Origin of the sequence: Pseudoalteromonas sp. SD03, assembly GCF_040937955.1 — a bacterium.
Classification (GTDB): domain Bacteria; phylum Pseudomonadota; class Gammaproteobacteria; order Enterobacterales; family Alteromonadaceae; genus Pseudoalteromonas; species Pseudoalteromonas tetraodonis.
Genome location: NZ_CP162514.1, coordinates 2158888 through 2179762 on the forward strand (window position 1 = coordinate 2158888; position 20875 = coordinate 2179762).

18 protein-coding genes, 2 tRNA genes and 1 pseudogene are annotated in these 20875 nt (G+C 39.4%); 11 read left to right on the forward strand and 10 right to left on the reverse strand.

The features are described 5' to 3' along the window. Positions 1–69: 69 nt before the first annotated feature. From ABZP26_RS09990 to ABZP26_RS10000, 3 genes are all read right to left on the reverse strand, one after another. Positions 70–732, reverse strand: coding sequence for a CatA-like O-acetyltransferase (locus ABZP26_RS09990; protein ID WP_350654565.1), 663 nt, complete (start codon positions 730–732; stop codon positions 70–72). Between the two features lie 151 nt (positions 733–883). Further along, complete coding sequence (locus ABZP26_RS09995; RefSeq protein WP_368484914.1) at positions 884–1924, reverse strand: Leu/Phe/Val dehydrogenase; 1041 nt, start codon at positions 1922–1924, stop codon at positions 884–886. Positions 1925–2357: 433 nt separating this feature from the next. Continuing rightward, positions 2358–3884 carry a fumarate hydratase gene (locus ABZP26_RS10000; RefSeq protein WP_008112774.1) on the reverse strand — a complete coding sequence of 509 codons (1527 nt, stop codon included), beginning with the start codon at positions 3882–3884 and terminating at the stop codon, positions 2358–2360. Positions 3885–4050: 166 nt separating this feature from the next. Between ABZP26_RS10000 and pabB the strand changes: the two genes are divergently transcribed. The 3 genes from pabB (at position 4051) to ABZP26_RS10015 (ending at position 7455) form a co-directional block, all read left to right on the forward strand. Beyond that, positions 4051–5409, forward strand: coding sequence for an aminodeoxychorismate synthase component I (gene pabB / locus ABZP26_RS10005; protein ID WP_368484915.1), 1359 nt, complete (start codon positions 4051–4053; stop codon positions 5407–5409). After that, a complete protein-coding gene (locus ABZP26_RS10010; protein ID WP_350654569.1) occupies positions 5402–5977 on the forward strand; it encodes a CoA pyrophosphatase in 576 nt (191 codons plus the stop codon). The genes pabB and ABZP26_RS10010 overlap by 8 nt, the downstream gene beginning before the upstream one ends. A gap of 101 nt (positions 5978–6078) precedes the next feature. Continuing rightward, a complete protein-coding gene (locus tag ABZP26_RS10015; protein ID WP_008112780.1) occupies positions 6079–7455 on the forward strand; it encodes an L-serine ammonia-lyase in 1377 nt (458 codons plus the stop codon). A 264-nt stretch (positions 7456–7719) separates the two neighbouring features. Here ABZP26_RS10015 and cysB read toward each other — a convergent pair whose 3' ends face one another. Beyond that, on the reverse strand, positions 7720–8697 hold the full coding sequence (gene cysB, locus ABZP26_RS10020; protein ID WP_008466190.1) for an HTH-type transcriptional regulator CysB: 978 nt from the start codon (positions 8695–8697) through the stop codon (positions 7720–7722). A gap of 295 nt (positions 8698–8992) precedes the next feature. Between cysB and ABZP26_RS10025 the strand changes: the two genes are divergently transcribed. After that, positions 8993–9748, forward strand: a complete 756-nt coding sequence (locus tag ABZP26_RS10025; protein WP_013465225.1) for a hypothetical protein — start codon at positions 8993–8995, stop codon at positions 9746–9748. Between the two features lie 115 nt (positions 9749–9863). Here ABZP26_RS10025 and ABZP26_RS10030 read toward each other — a convergent pair whose 3' ends face one another. Next, on the reverse strand, positions 9864–11156 hold the full coding sequence (locus ABZP26_RS10030; protein WP_008113045.1) for an NCS2 family permease: 1293 nt from the start codon (positions 11154–11156) through the stop codon (positions 9864–9866). 118 nt (positions 11157–11274) lie between these two features. On the opposite strand from ABZP26_RS10030, the gene ABZP26_RS10035 reads away from it, so the two are divergent. From ABZP26_RS10035 to ABZP26_RS10045, 3 genes are all read left to right on the forward strand, one after another. Then, a complete protein-coding gene (locus ABZP26_RS10035; protein ID WP_368484916.1) occupies positions 11275–11736 on the forward strand; it encodes a tetratricopeptide repeat protein in 462 nt (153 codons plus the stop codon). Between the two features lie 322 nt (positions 11737–12058). Next, positions 12059–12493 carry a SulA-like leucine-rich domain-containing protein gene (locus ABZP26_RS10040; RefSeq protein ID WP_368484917.1) on the forward strand — a complete coding sequence of 145 codons (435 nt, stop codon included), beginning with the start codon at positions 12059–12061 and terminating at the stop codon, positions 12491–12493. A 39-nt stretch (positions 12494–12532) separates the two neighbouring features. After that, positions 12533–13009, forward strand: a complete 477-nt coding sequence (locus ABZP26_RS10045) for a YchJ family protein (protein ID WP_368484918.1) — start codon at positions 12533–12535, stop codon at positions 13007–13009. A 67-nt stretch (positions 13010–13076) separates the two neighbouring features. Here ABZP26_RS10045 and ABZP26_RS10050 read toward each other — a convergent pair whose 3' ends face one another. Both ABZP26_RS10050 and ABZP26_RS10055 read right to left on the reverse strand, forming a co-directional pair. Further along, positions 13077–13379: a DUF6172 family protein gene (locus ABZP26_RS10050; protein ID WP_368484919.1), complete on the reverse strand. Its 303-nt coding sequence runs from the start codon at positions 13377–13379 to the stop codon at positions 13077–13079. A 212-nt stretch (positions 13380–13591) separates the two neighbouring features. Continuing rightward, entirely contained in the window at positions 13592–14119 is a 528-nt protein-coding gene (locus tag ABZP26_RS10055) for a VC2046/SO_2500 family protein (protein ID WP_368484920.1), read from the reverse strand. Positions 14120–14231: 112 nt separating this feature from the next. Between ABZP26_RS10055 and ABZP26_RS10060 the strand changes: the two genes are divergently transcribed. Continuing rightward, a tRNA-Tyr gene (locus ABZP26_RS10060) sits at positions 14232–14316 on the forward strand. 49 nt (positions 14317–14365) lie between these two features. Then, positions 14366–14450, forward strand: a tRNA-Tyr gene (locus ABZP26_RS10065). Between the two features lie 25 nt (positions 14451–14475). On the opposite strand, the gene ABZP26_RS10070 is transcribed toward ABZP26_RS10065, so the two are convergent. Continuing rightward, the gene (locus ABZP26_RS10070; RefSeq protein ID WP_013465231.1) at positions 14476–15168 is read right to left on the reverse strand and encodes a M48 family metallopeptidase; all 693 of its coding nucleotides are present in this window, start codon (positions 15166–15168) and stop codon (positions 14476–14478) included. A gap of 245 nt (positions 15169–15413) precedes the next feature. On the opposite strand from ABZP26_RS10070, the gene ABZP26_RS10075 reads away from it, so the two are divergent. Both ABZP26_RS10075 and ABZP26_RS10080 read left to right on the forward strand, forming a co-directional pair. Then, positions 15414–18725: a PAS domain S-box protein gene (locus ABZP26_RS10075; protein WP_368484921.1), complete on the forward strand. Its 3312-nt coding sequence runs from the start codon at positions 15414–15416 to the stop codon at positions 18723–18725. Positions 18726–18742: 17 nt separating this feature from the next. After that, positions 18743–19737: pseudogene (locus tag ABZP26_RS10080) on the forward strand (two-component system response regulator). A 47-nt stretch (positions 19738–19784) separates the two neighbouring features. Here the strand turns inward: ABZP26_RS10080 and ABZP26_RS10085 are convergent. Both ABZP26_RS10085 and ABZP26_RS10090 read right to left on the reverse strand, forming a co-directional pair. After that, the gene (locus ABZP26_RS10085) at positions 19785–20213 is read right to left on the reverse strand and encodes a VOC family protein (protein ID WP_368484922.1); all 429 of its coding nucleotides are present in this window, start codon (positions 20211–20213) and stop codon (positions 19785–19787) included. Between the two features lie 4 nt (positions 20214–20217). Further along, a complete protein-coding gene (locus ABZP26_RS10090) occupies positions 20218–20874 on the reverse strand; it encodes an HD domain-containing protein (protein ID WP_368484923.1) in 657 nt (218 codons plus the stop codon). Position 20875 lies beyond the last annotated feature (1 nt).

Genomic DNA, 20875 nt, shown 5'->3' on the forward strand with positions numbered 1-20875 from the left:
AGTTTAGAGTGACAATTTAAGTTAAAAGCACTGCTGGCAAATAATAACATAAAATTTACAACTTTTTCATTAATTATTACTACTTAAATTATCAAATGTATACTGCAATTGCTTTATAAATTTAGCGACATGAAGCCCATCCAACAACGCATGATGAACATCAATAGCAAGCGGCATTTTACCTGTCTCAGTGTTGTATTGGCCAAACACAAATTTAGGAATACCATTACTTTGACCGTGGGTAAATGCATGCGAAAAGCTGCTAAAGTTTAACCAAGGTAATACAGAAACATGAATTAAATCTGCTTGCCCTTCAGTTGCTGCAAACGCATCAGAAAACAGTGGGTTTAATTTTGTGGTATTGCTAATAGCTTTCGCCTCACTGGCAAATTCATTTAACGACTCGTGTAATTTAAAATAACTAAAGCGAAACGACTCATCATCGGCAAGCTCGACTACACTTGCCCGCGTAGCACTTAAGTAACAAGGTTTTTGGTTAATAATGCGCAGCATCATCGGCTCATACTGATGACAGACTTTTAATAAGCAATAAATATAACCATGAAAAAAAGCAATATTAGCTTGTTTACAGGCGGTATATAACTTTTTCGCATTCAGTTGTACGCACACATTAAAATAAGGCTGAGTGAACTGCTGAAATAACTCAAAGTGTTGCTTTCGAGGCCATTGCTCAAAATCAAGAGGGGTAATAGAAAAATCAGTAGAGGACATAAAATATAGATAAAGTGTAAAACTAAATTTTACCGTGCTTTATCTATATTCGCATTAACTAAAATGACGCTTTGGGTGTAGTTATACCAAAGTCTTACATAAGGTATAAAAAAGGAGCGTATTTCGCTCCTATTTTAAACCGAGTGGAAACTTAAAGTCCGTTTTCAATAATTTCTTGTGCCAGTTCATCGGCAATTAAATGCGTTGATTTTTGCTCTTTTTCACTACGGGTAAAAATTTCACTAAGTGTATCGTAAATTCTTTCTACGTGTTTATTAGAAGCCTCTTTACTGTAACCCTCTGGTGCAGTTTCGTAATAAACGTTAATAATACCACCTGCATTTATTACATAATCAGGCGCATATAAAATACCTTTTTTACGTAAAATTTCACCATGGCGTGATTCAGCAAGTTGATTGTTTGCACAGCCTGCTACTATCGTTGCTTTTAAGCGTGGGATTGTTGTGTCATTAATAGTGGCACCTAATGCACAGGGTGCATAAACATCCACATCTAGGTCGTATATTTCATCAATACCAACTGCGGTTGCGCCAAAATCATTTGCTACACGATCTACTGCAGCTTGATTAATATCGGTAACAAATAACTCAGCACCAGCTTCAGACAAATGTTTACATAATCCATAAGCTACTGCACCTAAACCTTGCACCGCAACTTTAATACCAGAAAAGTCTTGAATACCGCGTTGATGGTTAAGCGCTGCTTTCATACCTAAAAACGTACCATAGGCTGTAAACGGCGAAGGGTTACCACTTTTTCCTTCAAGGCCTAGCACGTAATTTGTTTCTTTGTTCATTAACGCCACATCATCACAGGTAATGTTTACATCTTCTGCTGAGTAGTAGCTACCATTTAGTCGCTCTAACTGGCGACCAAATGCGCGAAATAACTGCTCTGATTTGATTTCTTTGGCATTACCAATAATAACCGATTTACCACCACCAAATGGCAAGCGTGCTACGGCATTTTTATAAGTCATCCCTTTTGATAAACGCAGCACATCATATACTGCGTCTTCATCGTTAGCATAATCCCACATTCTACAACCGCCTACCGCAGGGCCTAAGTTTGTGTTATGTACCGCAATAATGGCCTTCAAACCAGACGCTTTGTCTGAACAAAAAACCACTTGTTCATGGTTATCAAATTCAACTTGATTAAATACAACCACTTTAAATACTCCGAAAATAATGGGCCCTTTTGGGCAAGCACGCTACAAATTGTCGAGACTTTATCACTTCAGTTAATGGTTCGCCACACTATGAGTAGATAAACCAAATAAAGCGCGTCAAAGTGAAAAATAAAATGACTTATCGTTAAAAGTAAGCATAAAAATTCCAAAAATAACCATTTGATTAAGTATAAAAGCTAAAAACACCATCGCAATTAAAGCTTACGCTTACGTGAACGTCACCTTGCAGTTATTTGTAAACTTAACCATACACCCTAAAAAAGTATACTACAGCTTAAAATACAGTGGCTTATACACTAATTGCCTACGCAGCATAAACTGGTCTGAGGTGTATAAGTCTTTGCAAATGTAAAAGTAAATAAAAAAGCGAGCACACAGTGCTCGCTTATATGATTGCTTTTTAAGTAAAAATTTACTTCATTTTGCTGTCTAGCTCTTCAATTTTTGCTTTCCAAATAGCAGGGCCTTGGGTGTGAGCATTTGCTCCTTCACTGTCTACGGCAACTGTTACTGGCATATCTTCTACTTCAAATTCGTAGATAGCTTCCATACCTAAATCTTCAAAGGCAACAACACGTGCTTTTTTAATAGCTTTAGATACTAAGTAAGCCGCACCGCCTACCGCCATCAAATACACTGACTGGTGCTTTTTAATAGACTCAACCGTTGCAGGGCCTCGTTCAGCTTTACCAATCATTCCCACGATGCCGGTTTTTTCTAACATCATGTCGGTAAATTTATCCATACGAGTTGCCGTTGTAGGACCCGCTGGACCTACTGCTTCATCGCCTACTGCATCCACAGGGCCAACGTAGTAAATAAACTTGTTATCAAAATCAACACCTTCAGGTAAACCTTCCCCTGAGTTGATCATATCCTGAAGACGCTTATGAGCAGCATCTCGACCCGTTAAAATAGTACCTGAGAGTAAAACGGTTTCACCCATTTTCCATTCTTTAGTGTCTTCTTTAGTAAGAGTATCTAAATTAACACGGCGTGTGCCCTCACCCACTTCGAAAGTCACTTCTGGCCAATCTTCTAATTTAGGTGCTTTTAAATTCGCAGGGCCTGAACCATCAAGGGTAAAGTGAACGTGGCGCGTAGCAGCACAATTTGGGATCATAACCACTGGCTTTGAAGCCGCGTGAGTTGGCGCCGTTTTAATTTTAATATCAACAACCGTGGTTAAACCGCCAAGGCCTTGCGCACCAATACCTAATTTATTCGCACGTTCAAAGATTTCTAAACGCAGCTTTTCTTCTGTTGTTTCTGCGCCGCGCTCAATTAGTTCATGAATATCAACCGGATCCATTAATGACTCTTTGGCCATTACCGCTGCTTTTTCTGCCGTGCCACCAATACCTATGCCTAGCATGCCTGGTGGACACCAACCCGCCCCCATTGTTGGTAGCGTTTTTTCTACCCACTCAGCCACATCGTCAGATGGGTTTAACATCACCATTTTACTTTTGTTTTCTGAGCCGCCGCCCTTAGCAGCGACCATCACTTCGACTTTATCGCCTGCAACTAAGTCAATGTGAACCACTGATGGCGTATTATCTTTAGTGTTTTTACGTGTTCCCGCAGGATCTGCAACAATCGATGCACGTAAAGGGTTATCTGGATTTAAGTACGCACGACGCGTTCCCTCATCAACCATTTGTTGTACTGTTAAGTCGGTTTTATCCCAATTAACATCCATCCCTACTTTTACGAAACAAGTGATGATCCCGGTATCTTGACACAGTGGGCGCTTACCTTCTGCCGACATACGCGAGTTAATTAAAATTTGCGCAATCGCATCTTTAGCGGCTTTACTTTGTTCTTTGTTATACGCTTTCTCTAGTGCTTGAACAAAATCAAGAGGATGGTAAAACGAGATGTATTGCAAGGCATCTTCAATGCTATCAATAAAGTCTTGCTGACGAATTGTACTCATAGTGGTTCCTTAAGTTGTTGTTACTCACGCAGCACGTAAGCGATATCAAACCCGTGACGGTGGTTCGAACTGTTTTCAACTACAGCGCTCACTAAACGCTGCCAAATAAATTTGACTTATGATACCCTCCCAGCCCGTTTGGAGCCAGTTCTTATAGGGGTAGTAAATGCTAAACAATAAAAAAAATTGTGTTGAATTAGCCATATCACAAAATTGTATTGAGGTATTTTCGCATTTTGCTCATTTGCCTTACGCCATTTTATTAGATTCGGGTGATAGTGATCACATAAACAGTCGTTTTGACATTATTGCGATTGACCCCCAGAGCACCCTTGAAGTCGAAAATAATCAAAGCGTTTTTAATAACCAGCCAAACATAAAAAGCTGCTTTGAAATAATGAATAATGAACTGGCAAAGTTAGACAGCACTAAAGCCGCCAACAACTTACCTTTTAATGGTGGCTGGCTGGGTTATTTTGGCTATGACTTAGGCCGTACTATAGAGCAACTTCCAAGCAGCGCTTTACACGACATAAATTTACCGCAAATGGCGGTTGGACTTTACCTCGATGCACTGATTTACGATAAACAACTGCGCACGTGGTTTTATGTTTCGCAGCCCAATGTAGACCGCCTTTGGCTGTATCAACATCATTTAGCGCAACCACCTAAACACGAAAGCTTTTCGCTTACATCACCGTGGCAGTCAAATATGAGTCAGACTAGCTATAGCGAAAAGTTTGCCGCGATTGAAGAATACCTAAAAAGTGGTGATTGCTATCAAATTAACTTAGCGCAGCGTTTTAGCGCACATTACCAAGGCTCGCCTTGGAGCGCCTATGTTAAATTAACTCAGGCTAATAAAGCGCCTTTTTCTAGTTTTATTAATCATCCTCAGGGCGCTATTTTGTCAATCTCACCCGAGCGTTTTATTGCAGTACACGACAATAAAGTAGAAACAAAACCCATTAAAGGGACTTTACCTCGCAAAGCAGATGCCCTTGAGGATGCAAAACAAGCGACCTTGCTGGCAAATTCGAGTAAAGACCGCGCCGAAAATGTCATGATAGTGGACTTGCTGCGAAATGATTTAGGAAAAGTCGCTAAACCGGGCTCGGTTATTGTGCCCTCATTATTTGCTATTGAAAGTTTTCCGGCGGTACACCATTTAGTGAGTACGGTCACCTCAACCCTTGATGAGGGAAAAACAGCGGTTGATCAACTGGAAGCTGCGTTTCCCGGTGGTTCAATTACAGGCGCACCAAAAGTCCGTGCCATGGAAATAATAGAAGAACTAGAACCACATAGACGTAGCATTTATTGTGGCTCTATTGGTTACATTAGTGGCTGCGGCAATATGGATACCAGTATTACTATTCGAACTTTAGTCACACATCAACAACAAATATATTGTTGGGCTGGGGGTGGTATTGTTGCTGATTCAAAAGTCGAATTGGAATATCAAGAAACTTACGATAAAGTAAATAAAATACTTCCTATATTAAATGAAGGTCGCTTTGAATAGTGAAACCATTTCGGCTCGTTTTCAATTAAACCGCAGTTTAGCCGTGGATCAGCTCAAAGATAATAAAAAAAAGCGCGCAAGCGCAGTAATGCTGCCATTGATTGATATAGATAACGAGGCACATATTTTATTGTGTAAGCGACCAGCCTACCTTCATCACCACCCTGGGGAGATTTGTTTACCGGGCGGCAAGTTTGAAATTGATGATGTTAACCTACGCACCACCGCACTGCGTGAATTACATGAAGAGCTTAATATTGCCCCGCAAAATGTCCATGTGTTAGGTCAGTTACCTGAATATTCAACCCTGACCGGATTTACTATACGCCCCTTTGTAGGCTTAATTAAAAAAGAAACAGTGTGGGAAAACGACCACAACGAAGTGCAAGCTAGCTTTTTACTCTCTATAAAAGCGCTGAATAACGCGGCTAACTGGCAACCTTTGCCATTTGAACGAGGTGGAAAAATCATTACCTTAAATGGCTTTATCACCCCACATGGGCTTTTGTGGGGAGCCACAGCCAGCATTATTAAAAACTTTACAAAACAACTCGCCATACCAGTTTAAATCTTTACTAATAAGGGTTACACACCTGCGTTTCCACGTTATTATAGTCGACCGTTCAAAGAACAGCTTAATGCTGAGAAAACTAAGTAGAGACACACATTATGATCAGTGCATTTGATATGTTTAGCATTGGTATTGGCCCTTCATCGTCACATACCGTTGGCCCAATGCGTGCATCACGCTTATTTGTTAATGACCTAAACGAACAACAACTATTAGCAAATGTGACCGATGTAAAAGTAGAGCTTTACGGCTCGCTTGGCCAAACAGGTGTTGGCCACGGCTCTGGTAAAGCAGTGATACTTGGCTTAGCAGGGTATGATCCTGAAACCATTGATGCCGATTTAGTGGATGACATACTCGCTAAAATTGAAAAAGAACAGGTTATTTACCTAAACCAAACTCACAAAGCTAAATTCCCTAAGCAAGGCGCGATTGTTTTTCATCGCAGAAAGACACTCCCTAAACATTCCAACGCAATGGAAATTATTGCCTATAACAATGGCGAAAAAGTATATAGCAAAGTTTACTACTCTATTGGTGGCGGATTTATTGTTACTGATGAAGAGTTTGAAAAAGAAAAACAAGCCGCTTTAGATATCCGTGAAGAAAACCCAGCCCCGTTCCCGTTTGGCTCGGCTAAAGAATTACTCGAGATGTGCAAAGAGTCGGGTTACAGCGTATCAACGTTAATGATGAAAAACGAAAAGACGCTACGCAGTGAAGAAGCCATTAAAGATGAGCTATTTAATATTTGGCAAGTAATGAAAGCCTGTATTGAGCGAGGTATGCGCACCGAAGGTATTTTACCTGGCGGATTAAAAGTAAAACGTCGTGCGCCAAGCTTATATTTAAAGCTTAATGTAGAAGTCAGTAACGATCCGCTGCGCGCCATGGACTGGGTTGATTTATTCGCATTAGCTGTAAACGAAGAAAATGCAGCCGGAGGACGTGTAGTAACTGCCCCCACAAATGGCGCAGCCGGAATTTTACCTGCAGTATTAATGTATTATCATACTTTTATTAAAGAAGTAGACCGTGATATTGCTACCCGCTACTTATTAACTGCCGCTGCAATAGGCATTTTATATAAAAAGAATGCCTCTATTTCTGGTGCTGAAGTGGGTTGCCAAGGCGAAGTCGGTGTTGCTTGTTCAATGGCCGCAGGCGCACTTACTGAAATTGTTGGTGGTAACGTTGTACACGTAGAAAATGCCGCTGAAATTGGTATGGAACATAACTTAGGGTTAACCTGTGACCCTGTTGGCGGCTTAGTCCAAGTCCCCTGTATTGAACGTAATGCAATGGGCGCTATTAAAGCAATTAATGCGTCGCGCCTTGCTATACGCGGTAGTGGTGAGCAAAAAGTATCGCTGGATAAAGTAATAAAAACCATGCTCGATACGGGTAACGATATGAAAACAAAATACAAAGAAACCGCTCGCGGTGGACTGGCCGTTAATATTATCGAGTGCTAATTAACCTGAACTCTGGTTAAGAGATTTACTAACATATTCAATCAAAATGATATTTATGTTTATTTTCTCTAGCTAGAGATTTTTAGTGAAAACAAGGCGAAATTACGCGTCAATAGCTAGCCTATTGCAAGTAAATTCAACGCAGTTAGCGCTGAAAATAGCTGCTTGAGATGGATTTATTATCCACAGTTCAGGTTAATTACATAGCACAAAAAAGCCGCTTAGTTGCAAAACTAAGCGGCTTTTCATTGATGTTTATGGCGGTTACTTAACCGGCAATTCAATATCAGCAAATAACTTATCAACATCTTCTTGATTACGCAGTAAACTCGCACGCTCTACTCGCTCTTTAGTTAAATGCGGTGCAAAACGTTCGATAAAGTCATACATGTAGGTGCGTAAAAAACTGCCCTTTCTAAAGCCAATTTTAGTCGTGCTCGCCTCAAATAAATGGCTAGCATCAATGCACACTAAGTCGCTGTCGTTTACCTGATCAATTGCCATAGATGCAACCACACCCACACCTAGCCCTAAACGCACATACGTTTTAATGACATCGGCATCGGTGGCAGTAAATACAATATGTGGCTCTAATCCGTAAGCATTAAATGCTTTGTCGAGCTCCGAACGACCTGTAAAGCCAAATACGTAAGTAATGAGTGGGTATTGGGCTATATCAGCCACTGTTAAATTATCCACTTTTTTCGCAAGGGGATGATCTTTAGCAACCACAATACTACGATTCCAATGGTAGCAAGGCAGCATTACTAAATCTGAATATAAATGAAGCGCTTCTGTGGCAATGGCAAAGTCAGCATCACCGCGAGCGGCTGCATCCGATATTTGCTGTGGTGTACCTTGGTGCATATGCAGTGATACCGCAGGGTATTTTTGAGTAAAGCCTTTAATTACACTCGGTAACGCATACCGTGCTTGTGTATGCGTGGTAGCAATATTAAGTTTGCCTTGATCCGGTAAAGTATGTTCATTCGCCACCGCTTTAATACCCTCAACTTTTGAGAGTATTTCGCGTGATATGTTAATGATTTCCTCGCCAGCGCCTGTAACATGAGTTAAATGCTTACCACTGCGGCCAAAAATTTGTACACCGAGCTCATCTTCTAACATACGTACTTGCTTAGAAATACCAGGCTGGGAGGTAAATAAACTCTCAGCCGTAGCTGAAACATTTAATTTATGATTTTGAACTTCTACGATATATCTAAGTTGTTGTAATTTCATGGCTATGTAGTTTCGTTATAATTCACATTGACAGATAAAAGCGCACCCTAACTATAGGTAGCTATATAAAAGGCTGATTAATGTTACATAATATAACAATTAATTTGTTGAAATTTCAGGTTAACACAATAAATAAACTTGAGGTAGCAATGATTATCAGCAATCGAAACATAACATATTAAGATTTAAACGCTTTATGGTGACGCTTTTTTCAGTTAATCTGAGCAAAGTTTCCCACCTTTTATATATTTAATGTAAGATTAGATAATAAGGTTAAGAATTTGAGAATTATAACATGATAGTTTCCATTATAATTGTATTAATTGTTGCACTTATAGTCATTGCACTATGGGTTAGTGCTGTTCAGCAACACAAAGAAAAACAAGAAGCTGAACGACGCAAAGAGTTAACAAAACAAAAAGCAATCATTGAAGAAACCGAAGAAGCATTAATGAATAGCGCCAACATTCCACTTTCAGAGGCAACTCAGCGAATATTACAACGACGAATTCATGATGCGCTCAGTCAAATGGTGTCTATTTCAAGCGGAGGTAGTGGACTAAAAAACCGCTTAAAAGAAGCAAAAGAGCGACTACAAAACCCAATTCAAGACGGTTCAGATGGCTTTGTATTACCAGGCAACGACAAACAACTGATATCGCTGATACAAGGCATTAAAAAGTTACGCACTATTATTCGTTCTGAGCATAATAAAGGCAAAGTAGACAGCCAGGTATTTATTGCAGAAGACAAACGCCTTGAAAAGCTACAACTAAGAATCAACATTGAAAGCCAAATAAAACGTGGGTTATCAGCGCAAACAGCTGGAATGATAGGCTCTGCTAGGCAGTACTTTGAAAAAGCAGCTGCCACACTTAACAGTGTTTCATTTAATGACGATTACATTACGGCAAAACGAGCTGAAGTTGAAGGCTACCTTGAAACGATAAGTAATGAACTCAAGGCATCAAATGCTACATCATTGAAGAAAAAGAACGAACAAGAGCAAGATGATTTAGACGTATTATTTGCACCTAAAAAGAAATGGTAATTCCTTTCTAAATAAAAAAGCCCATGCAGTTGCATGGGCTTTTTTTTGAATAGGATTTTGCCCCACTTTGTGTTTACATACTAGGACATATACATATTCTAACAAGCTGCCTGCATTAAGATAAAAATGCGAACTTAACAATAAACAAGGCAGTTAAAATCCAAACACTAATGCTTACCTGATCTTTTTTGCCACACAGCACTTTTACCGCCGTATAAGAAATAAAACCAAGTGCAATACCGTGTGCAATTGAGAAAGTCAGCGGTGTCATTAATAATACAACACTCACCGGAATTGCATCAGTCATGTCGTCCCAATTTACAAACTTTAAGTTTTGTAGCATCAATACAGATACATATAAAATAGCTCCCGCGGTTGCGTATGCAGGCACCATTTGAGCTAAAGGCGCAAAAAACATCATCAGTAAAAAGCAGCAACCCACAACCACAGCGGTCAAACCCGTTCGACCACCAACAGATACACCTGCAACAGACTCAATGTATGACGTGGTTGTTGAAGTACCGAGCATTGCACCTGCAATGGTTGCTGTGCTGTCGGCGCTTAATGCACGACCTAAACGCGGCATATTACCGTTTTTATCTGCTAAACCAGCCTTCTGAGTTACCGCAACTAACGTGCCTGAGGTATCAAACAAATCAACGAATAAAAACGCAAAAATAACACTCAACATCGACAGTTCAAACGCGGCACTAAAGTCCAGTTGCATAAAGGTCGGCATGATAGAAGGTGGCATTGCAATAACACCATGATACTCCACTAACCCCATAGACACAGCAATCGCGGTGACTAGTAAAATACTAATCAGTACACCACTTTTAAAATCGCGATAAAGCAGTGCAGCAATAACAAAAAAGCTGAAAATAGCCAATAAAGGACCAGGCGAGGTAATATCACCCAACTGCACCAGTGTTGCGGGACTTGATACAATAATACCGGCACTTTTAAGTGCGATGAGAGCTAAAAATGCGCCAATACCCGTTGCTATTGCTTGCTTGAGCACCAGAGGGATTGCATTAATAATCCACTCTCGCACCTTAAATAAGCTTAGAATTAAAAATATACACCCTGACATAAATACCGCACCCAACGCAGCTTGCCAGCTATAACCCATACCTAATACAACACCATAGGTAAAAAATGCATTTAATCCCATACCCGGTGCCAATGCCAGTGGATAATTGGCCCACAAACCCATAATAAAACACCCTATTGCAGCAGCAATACAGGTGGCAACAAAAGCAGCACCTTGGTCCATACCGGCTTCTGCAAGCATAGCTGGGTTTACGAATACGATATAAACCATCGTAATAAATGTAGTCATACCGGCAATACATTCACGGCGAACCGAAGAATCATTTGCACGGATTTTGAATAAGGCTTCGAGCATAATAAACTTGTGGTTGTAAAAAGTGGCGAGATTTTAGCATAAAAATAACTTTTTACAGGACATTTTACCTTGCTATATACTAAACTAGCTAAGTGATTAAAATAACAAACGAAGTAGCATGATCAAAACGACACCAAGTGGCCAAGACTTAGAGCAACAATTAGACAACATTCTTTCTTTTGTAACGCAACCAAGCGATGCAAATCTCCTTGCGAGCTCTAAAAACACCGATCAAGACACATTAAATAAAGCCCTTTATTACCTTAAAAATGAACAAGGCGCCTTAGCCGCAAAATGGATGCGTTTGGCAGCAATGGCAGGAAATTATCGCGCGCAGTTTTATTTAGGGCTGTTTTTTATAAAAGGACAAGGTGTGCCGCAAAGTGTATTTCATGGTGCTGCGTGGCTTAGCTTAGCCAGTAGTCAAGGCTATGAACCCGCCATAGAAGCAATGAGCGATATACGAAAACATATTAGTACCAAACGACTTAAAGATGCTCAATGCTACGCAGCCAGCCTGTATGAACAAATTCATCAGTTACAATTTTCACATTTGATCCCTCCTAGTAGCGAAAAATAATTTCACTGCCCAGCAACTCATTTCATCTGTAAATTAATTAAGCGTTTATAGCCAAAGCAAGCACGCTTAATTAATTTAAACTACTGTATACCCCCTGTTCATCTGTATTTATTTGCTCCCAGCCTTAAAATTAATTCTGTGGGCATTAACTTTCAATAAAAATTAAACCATTGTTATATATAGATTATTTATATATTTATAGTAACTGTCGCGTTTTAAGATGAATAACTGTACAAAAAAATAGCAAAAAACACTTGCACCAAACAACTGTATAAACTACTGTATGAATGTACTGTATAAAAACCCAGTGAGTGAGAAGATTATGTTACAGCCAATTACCGTAAGAACAGTTAAAAGCTATCAACAAGATGACCAATCAGATTGTGTTAACGTTGTACAAATTGAAGATGAAATTTCAGCAACGTTTGAGTTATTAAAAGTATTACACCAATACAACAGCCTAAACGCATGGACACTGTTAATAGCACCCGATAACGTACCGAGCAAAGCGCTACTTGATTCATGCTCAATTGATACCAGTAAATTACTGGTTATTCGTCAAAAGCATTTAGTTAATTTAGAGTATGTTTTAAGTTCTGCACTTCACAATGGAAATTTTGCCGCGGTGATCACCTGGACTGATATAATAAATGACCAACAACTGTCGCAGTTATCATTAAACTTGAGCCATACGCGCACTAAGTTGTATTGCTTTAGCAAAAAAAGCGCTCACCCTGAGATTTCACTTACGCAATAAGCTTGATAAACTAGCGTTTTAATACACAGTACATTTATCATGACTTCTAACGCCCTATTATGTTTTTGTGGCAGTCAGCAACCTTATGCTGATTGCTGCGAGCCTTTTCATTTAAAAACCAAACAGCCACTCACACCAGAGCAACTTATGCGTGCACGCTACAGTGCTTATGCTGTTAAAAACGCGGTTTTTGTGCGTGAAAGTTATGCAAAAGAAAAACAAGCTGAAAATTCAATTTCAGAAATTAAAGATTTTGCAAATAGTTGCCGTTTTATAAACTTAGCCGTATTAGACTCTGGTTATAATGATGAAACAGGATTTGTTACATTTAAAGCTCACTACTTTTATCAAGATTTATATTGCGAGTTGGCAGAAAATTCAAGGTTTATTAAAGAAGATGGACAATGGCGGTACCTTGATGGTGAGATTACACCGGTTGCCGATATTAAAGTAAAACGTAATGATACGTGCCCTTGTGGCAGTAATAAAAAATACAAAAAATGTCATAGTGTATAAACTTCAGCTACAAAAAATGGGCCACAAGGCCCATTTTCAAAAACTACACTAAACGCAAATTAGCGTTTTACTCGCCATCATCTTGATCGAAATCTTGACGCTGTGCAGGTCTTGCTAAAATCTCTAAGTAAAAAGAAGTTAAACCTTGCTTTTCAATTTCACTGATGTGATTGTTAATTTCAGCAACGTGAACCACTTGGGCTTCTTCAGCCGTGTTACCAAACTTACAATCAAATGCCCAGTAGTCGGCATCAACAGGTAAAGTTTTATTACGTTCTCTTTTCAAATATTTTTTCACTTCATGCTTTGCAGCATCAACCATACGAGGGTATTTGATTTTCTCATGATTCAGCGTGAATGTTTTCTTCATTACGTTCCTAATTACCTTGGTTTAATGATAATGGCATTTAATGTCATACCATTTGCGCCATTATAGCAATTGCATTTAAATTTTGGATGCTTTTTTTGTATTAAATCAGTTATTAAAATAAAGCACTTATAAAACCAATAGTTACTTTCTACTATAAACACAGTTTATTACAATCAAATGGCATGTATAAAGCAGCAATTGAACACATATAATTAGGCACTAAACAAATGTAATGGCTGGTGGATAGCTTCATTTTGTAAATCATCATAAAATGCCACCGCATCCATTTGAGGGTTTGATAGCTCGGTGTTGGTATTTTGGATTCGTCGACGTACCGCTAATTCACAGTTATCCATTACGTTAAGCGGAATGTGGTTTTTATCATCACGAATATTAAATGGCTCAGGCTTTAAGCACTGAGTTAACTTTATATCACTCATCCCTACAGCGCTTCCCATTTTTGCTAAAAGCTCTGTGTTATTTTTACCAATTAACATATTAAAGGTATCTGGCGCTAATGGCTGCTTTGGACCTGCGCCAAATTGTTTACGCAGAGCATTTTCATCAGCTTGATAATGCTTAGTGTCACTTTTGGGTAGGTGGAATTCACTAAAATCGAGTGCATCGTGAGAGAGCATTGCTAATAAAAGTGCAAACTCGCCTCGGCGGTTTTCGTGCACACTTTCGTTAAGCCTCGTTTTTAACTGGCTCTCCGTGATTAACAAATCACCAATCTGCATAGACTTTAGCCTATTTAACTAATTAATAAGTATTTATCGGCTAAATTTGAATTTTCTTTAGCTTTTTTCTTTACTTAAATAAGAAGTTTGCTATTATCTGCCGCGTTGCATTGGAGGGGTTCCCGAGCGGCCAAAGGGATCAGACTGTAAATCTGACGGCTCAGCCTTCGCTGGTTCGAATCCAGCTCCCTCCACCACTTTTCTTAGGCTAAGTTAAGTGGGGCCAAATGCAATAACAATTAGTGTGGAGGGGTTCCCGAGCGGCCAAAGGGATCAGACTGTAAATCTGACGGCTCAGCCTTCGCTGGTTCGAATCCAGCTCCCTCCACCACTTCTCTTCTCTACCTTATTTCTTTTTATTCAAATACCCACTGTAAACTCATACCATGATTGTTTAACCAGTTACTTGCTTGTTTATAATCTGAATAAAATAATCCCACACGTTGCCAAAATTGAGCGCTGTGATTTAAATATTTTAAATGTGCTAATTCATGAACAATCACGTAGTCAATGACCCATGTCGGTGCACTTGCCAAGTGTAAGTTGAAGGTTAGTTCACGCCTGCGATTACAACTACCCCAGCGACGTTTATACAATTGAATACGAATATTACTCGGTAGCTTTTCACCCATCAGCTGACAATAATCGTTAACTCGCATTTCAATATAACTTTCTAATTTCTCATGCAAAAACTGCTCTAGCAAACTTTGATACATTTGCGTTTGATGCTTTACACGTGAAGAAATACTCAGTAACAGCGTTTGGCTTTCATTGTGCTGCTGCCATTGAGTGCGTGCTGCGTTTTCAAATTGCACATTAACAGCTTCATTAAATAATTTAATACTCTGGGTTTTGAGTGGAAACTGTCGTGTATCGGCTTGAATTTGTTGCTTATGTAACTGAGCATCAATCCAGTCCTGTTTACTTAACAGCCATTCATTAATTTGTGTTTTCGTTACAAAATGGGGCGCATATACCGTAAGCTCACGTTGTGCGACTTTGATAGCCACTGTTTTTCTTCGCTTACTTCGCTTTAAAGTGTAATCCAACAATGAATGCTGCCTATTTATAACTAACCACTGGGTTTTATTTTACCTTGTACCATAACGGCTGATCTATAAATAATCCCCACTAAATGCCATTTTAATAACAATGCATTTAGTGCTACTCAATAAATAGTATGGTTTAGAGCTTAAAACACTTACGTTGCTTTTGTAATTTATAACTCAATACCTTGTGATTATTATTGTATTTTATATTAGACTGAATTTAAGAGTTATTATGTGAATGATTGATGTTAGCTAATTTTTTTATAAACGAACCAGATCCAAGCCTAATTATTAATGGTGTATACGACCCAAGTTTAGTGACACTATCTATACTCACCGCAATTTTTGCAGCTTATTTTTCTTTGCACGTTATCGATTTAGCAAATAATACACATTTTAAATCTTATCGAAAGTTAGCCAATATAACCGCAGCCTTAGTCCTTGCCGGAGGGGTCTGGAGCATGCACTTTATTGCTATGCTGGCATTTTCTTTGTGCACTACAATTGAATACGACCCCACACTCACTTTTGTGTCGTTTATACCGGCGTTACTGGCATGTACCATTGCTTTTTCTTGTTTGAAAACATATAACTCTAACCCTCGTATTATCAATTTAATTCTAAGCTCTCTTTTATTTGGCGCGGGTGTTGGCACCATGCATTACAGCGGTATGGCAGCGATGCAATTAAGTCCTTTACTTCGTTATGATCCAATATGGTTTGGCGCTTCAATTGTTGTTGCAGTGCTGCTGTCTTTTATAAGTCTCTATGCACGTTTTCATTTACCAGCACACTTTAAAAAATTAACGCCTGTGCATAATCGTATTATTTGCGCCCTTATTCTTGGCCTTGCCGTGGCTGGTATGCATTATATGGGCATGGCTGCTACGCGATTTATTGCAACAAGCCCGATAATTAACGAGCAAACAAACCAATCACATCTAACCTTTATTGCTATTAGTGTGTCGTTCGCCACGCTTTTATTAACAGCGGTGGTTGTGATCATCAATGGCATGATCCGTTACAGAATGCTATTGGGGAAAAAATCAGCTGAAGAGTCTCGCCTTGATGCTATTTTATCAACTGCCATTGACGGCATCGTTACTATCAATATCAAAGGCACTATTTTGAGCTTTAATAAAGCCGCAGAAACAATTTTTGGCTGGCAAGATAATGAGGTTATTGGCCAGAATGTAAAAATATTAATGGCTGATGATATTGCTAATCAACACGATGCTTTTTTAAAAAATACAACAAACCATGAGGTAAAACGTGTTATTGGTGTTAATCGCGATGTGTGGGCAAAACATAAAAATGGTCATCAATTTCCAATTCGCTTAGGGATTGGTGAAGTAAAGCAATTACAAACTGAAACATTGTTTGTAGGCTTTATTACCGATTTAACTGAGCAAAGAGCGTTACAACAAAGCTTAATTGAAAAAGAGCGACAATACCGTACCTTAATGAACAATATGCCCGGTGTGGTATTTCGCTGCTTGTTAGATGAACACTGGAGTATGTTGTTTATCAGCCCTAGCGTCTATGAACTAACGGGTTATCGCGCTGAAGAATTTACTGAGCAGCGTATTACCTTTGCCGAGCTTATTGTTAAAGAAGATGAAGCGGCGATTTCTTTAGCGATTGATCAAGCAGTTGCATCGACCAGTCAATACTCAATTGAGTACCGCATTCGCCATCGCAACGGCAATATTATTTGGGTACTCGATCAAGCAAGTATTATCACTAACTCTAAAGATGATACTCGCTGGGTTGATGGCGTTTTAGTTGATATAACCAAGCGCCATGAATATGAGCAAAGCTTAAAGCAAGCTAAATACGAAGCTGAAGCAGCCGCGCAAGCTAAACAGTCTTTTATGGCAAATATGAGCCATGAGATACGTACCCCCATGAATGCAATTATTGGCTTTAGTGATATTTTAATGGATAGTCCGCTTAATAAAGAACAACAAAAACAAATTATTACCGTTAATAACGCTGCGCGTTCTTTATTGCATTTACTCAACGATATCCTTGACTCAGCAAAGCTAGAGAAAGGTAAACTCGAAATTCAAAAAGTACATTTTAACTTGCAAGAATTGCTCGATAATATTGTGTCGACATTTTGGCTTGATGCAAAACGCAAAGACTTACAGCTCATTTTAAAAATAGCTGACAATGTAAATCCATTTTATTTTGGTGATGATACGCGTTTACGCCAAGTGCTAACCAATTTAATCGGCAATGCGATAAAGTTTACTGAGCAAGGCCATGTTACTGTTTCGGTTACTCATAAACCCAATCAACCCATTTTATTTGAAGTACAAGATAGTGGTATAGGTATCGAAAAAGGTCGCCTTGAGGCTATTTTTAAACCCTTTGAGCAAGCAGATGGCACCACAACACGCCGATTTGGTGGCACAGGGCTTGGCACAACAATTAGTAAGCAGCTGGTTGAATTAATGGGCGGCAAAATATATGCACAAAGTACCCTTGGTCAAGGTAGCTGTTTTTCCTTTACTGTTGGGCTTGAGCCAGGCGAAAAAAGTCAGGTGCAAGCCATTAGTAAAAACGCATTTAGCTTACCCCCATTAAAAATCTTAGTGGTGGATGATATTGAACAAAATATCGAACTACTCACTATTATGCTTTCCCAAGCAGGCCATCAGGTAAGTAAAGCAAATAATGGTTTTGAGGCCATTGACATGTTTAATCAGCATCGCTTTGATATTATCCTAATGGATATTCATATGCCTAAATGTGATGGGATCAGTGCCACAGCATCAATTCGCTCTTTAGAGCAGCAAAAAAAACTAAAGCACACGCCAATAATTGCCTTAACGGCCAGTGTGCTACAGCAAGATAAGCTAACAGCCAAACAAGCGGGTATGAATGGTTTTACAACGAAACCCGTTGACATAAACCAACTCAACCAAGAAATAGCACGGGTGCTTGGGCTTACTATCAGCCAGTTAGTAACTAACGATCCAATAGATTCAAAACTTCGTATAGATTTTAATAAAGGCGAAAAAATGTGGGGCAGCAAAGAGAAACATCTCAAAGAGGTTGTACTCTTTTTAGCTCAGCATCAAAATAGTATGCTAACTTTGGCGACCACTAAGCTAAACGATAAGCATAATGCTCATATTTTGCATAATTTAAAAGGTCTTGCCGGTAATTTAGCGCTCAATAATTTATCTTACTTAATTGCGCAAGCTGAAAAACAACGTGATATAGCCAGTTATACTCAGTGCATATTAAAATGTCAGCAAGAATGGCAGCAGCTAGCAGATGAATTATCACACTTACACATTGCTTTTAAAGAGAATGAATTACAAAAAGAAACCGTGTCAGATGCTGAATTTATTCACCAATTAACGCTTTTACTCAGCCAAGCTAAACGAGCAGAGTTGGATGATACGTTATTAAGTTATATTGAAAGAATAACACCCGAACAACACAAAGCTGCTATTTTGAATATTTATGAGCAGTTTAATGACTTTGAATTTGATAATGCACAAACACAGCTCAACGCATTATTAACAACACTCAATAACTAGCTCTTCTGAGGATGACGATGGATCAATCGATAAGTCAGGCGCGAATATTAATCGTCGATGATGAACCTGCAAATTTAAAAGTAATGCGCGAGGTCTTAGCGAGTAACTACCGTTTATCGTTTGCTAAATCGGGGGCTGTGGCACTGCAATTAATAGAAAACGATCCGCCAAAACTCATTTTACTTGATGTAATGATGCCAGATATGAATGGCTTTGAAGTGTGCAAAATTTTAAAAGCTAATCCTAAAACCGCACACATTCCGGTCATTTTTGTCACCGCCCTCACGCAAGAACAAGATGAATCGGAAGGGTTTTCGCTAGGTGCGGTTGACTATATAACCAAACCTATTAGCCCTGCGATTGTAAAGGCAAGGGTAAAAACTCATCTTTCTTTAGTACAAGCCGAGCAACTAAAACAAGCACATGTAGATTTAGTTGAGCGATTGGGTCGCGCGGCAGAGTATAAAGATACCGATACGGGTGAGCATATTGCACGAATGAGCCAATACAGCAAAGTACTTGCTTTAGCACTGGGAATGAATGAACAACACGCAGAATTATTACGTCAAGCTGCGCCAATGCACGATGTCGGAAAAATAGGTATTCCTGATTCGATACTGTTAAAACCTGGCAAATTAACCCCCGACGAATTTGCACACATGAAAGAGCATGCCGCTATAGGGGCTAAAATATTGGCTAACTCACCTTCCCCCTACTGCAACTTGCCCATGTGTTGGCTATTGAACATCATGAAAAATGGGATGGCACAGGTTATCCTAATGGGTTAAAAGGCGAGGAAATCTCTATTGAGGGGCGGATTGTAGCGATTGCTGATGTATTTGATGCACTTACATCAAAACGTCCTTATAAAGAGCCGTGGAGCATTGAGCAAACACTAGAGCATATGCAACAACAAGCAGGAAAACACTTTGACCCTCAGCTGGTTGATCTTTTTATTAGCAAAATAGACGCTATTTTAGCGATAAAAAAGGCTCATCAAGAACGCGATTAAATCGTCTCTTTTTTGAACAAATATTACTGCACAAAGTTCAACAGGACCTAGCCTCTTTTGGCATTGTGAGAGCCTAACGCTACAGCTGGAAAATGCTGTTTTATAATGCGGTAGTCATGGGAAGTGATCTCATGGCTATTGCCACTGTTATCTTTAAAATACATAGAAAAAGTCACGCCATGATCAGCCAGTATCGTTTTAATTTCAAGCTGCTCAAAATGTGCTAACCACGCAATAAATTGCTCACCGGCTGCAGCAAAAGCAATTCCTTTGCTTGTCCCTGGTGCCTCAAATAAAGCTAAACGTGTGGATGCGTTTTCATCTTCAAGCGTTAAAGGGCCTTTGCCTTCTTCATTCCAAAATGCTAATTCCTCTACTACGGTAAAACCAAGCACCTTTTCATACCAATCAACGGCTTGGGTGAGGCTTTGAACATTTAAATGACAATGATCAATACCGCTCAATTTTGGCCTCACTGTCTTACCCTCCAATTTCAGATTTTAACTGCTCTAAAAAGTCATACATATAATCTGTTCTTCTAAGTGCTTCAGCTTTAGCTGAAGGTGTATTCATACTTTTTGCAATATGCAGCAACTTTATAAAAAAATGATCTAAGGTGTACTGTTTATCATCAGGTTCACGCTCTAAACAAAATGGATCATTAGGATTGTACAAAAGTCGGCTTATTGAGCCCCCCACTTTCATACAACGACTAACACCAATAGCCCCTAAGGCATCCATTCTGTCAGCATCTTGTACAATCTGTGCTTCAACGGTTTTAATAGCAATATTGGCGCTAAAACTATGCGCGGCTATGGCGTGGTGAATATCACCAAATAGCGCTTCATCATAGCCAATAGACGCTAAAAAACTAATCGCTTTATCGGCAGCCATCGTTGAAGCTTTTGCCCTATCGGGATGGTTTTTTGCTACGGCCACACAATCATGTAACCACGCAGCAGGTAAAACAACATTCATATTGGCTTTTTCAGCAGTGCATAATTTAACTGCGACACGGACAACGCGTTCAATATGAGTGATATCATGGGCTACATCAGCATGGATAAGCGCTGTTATAAATTCTCTGCATTGCTGATCAAGTTGCTTTAATGAAGGGCTAAGGGCTAAATTGTTCACC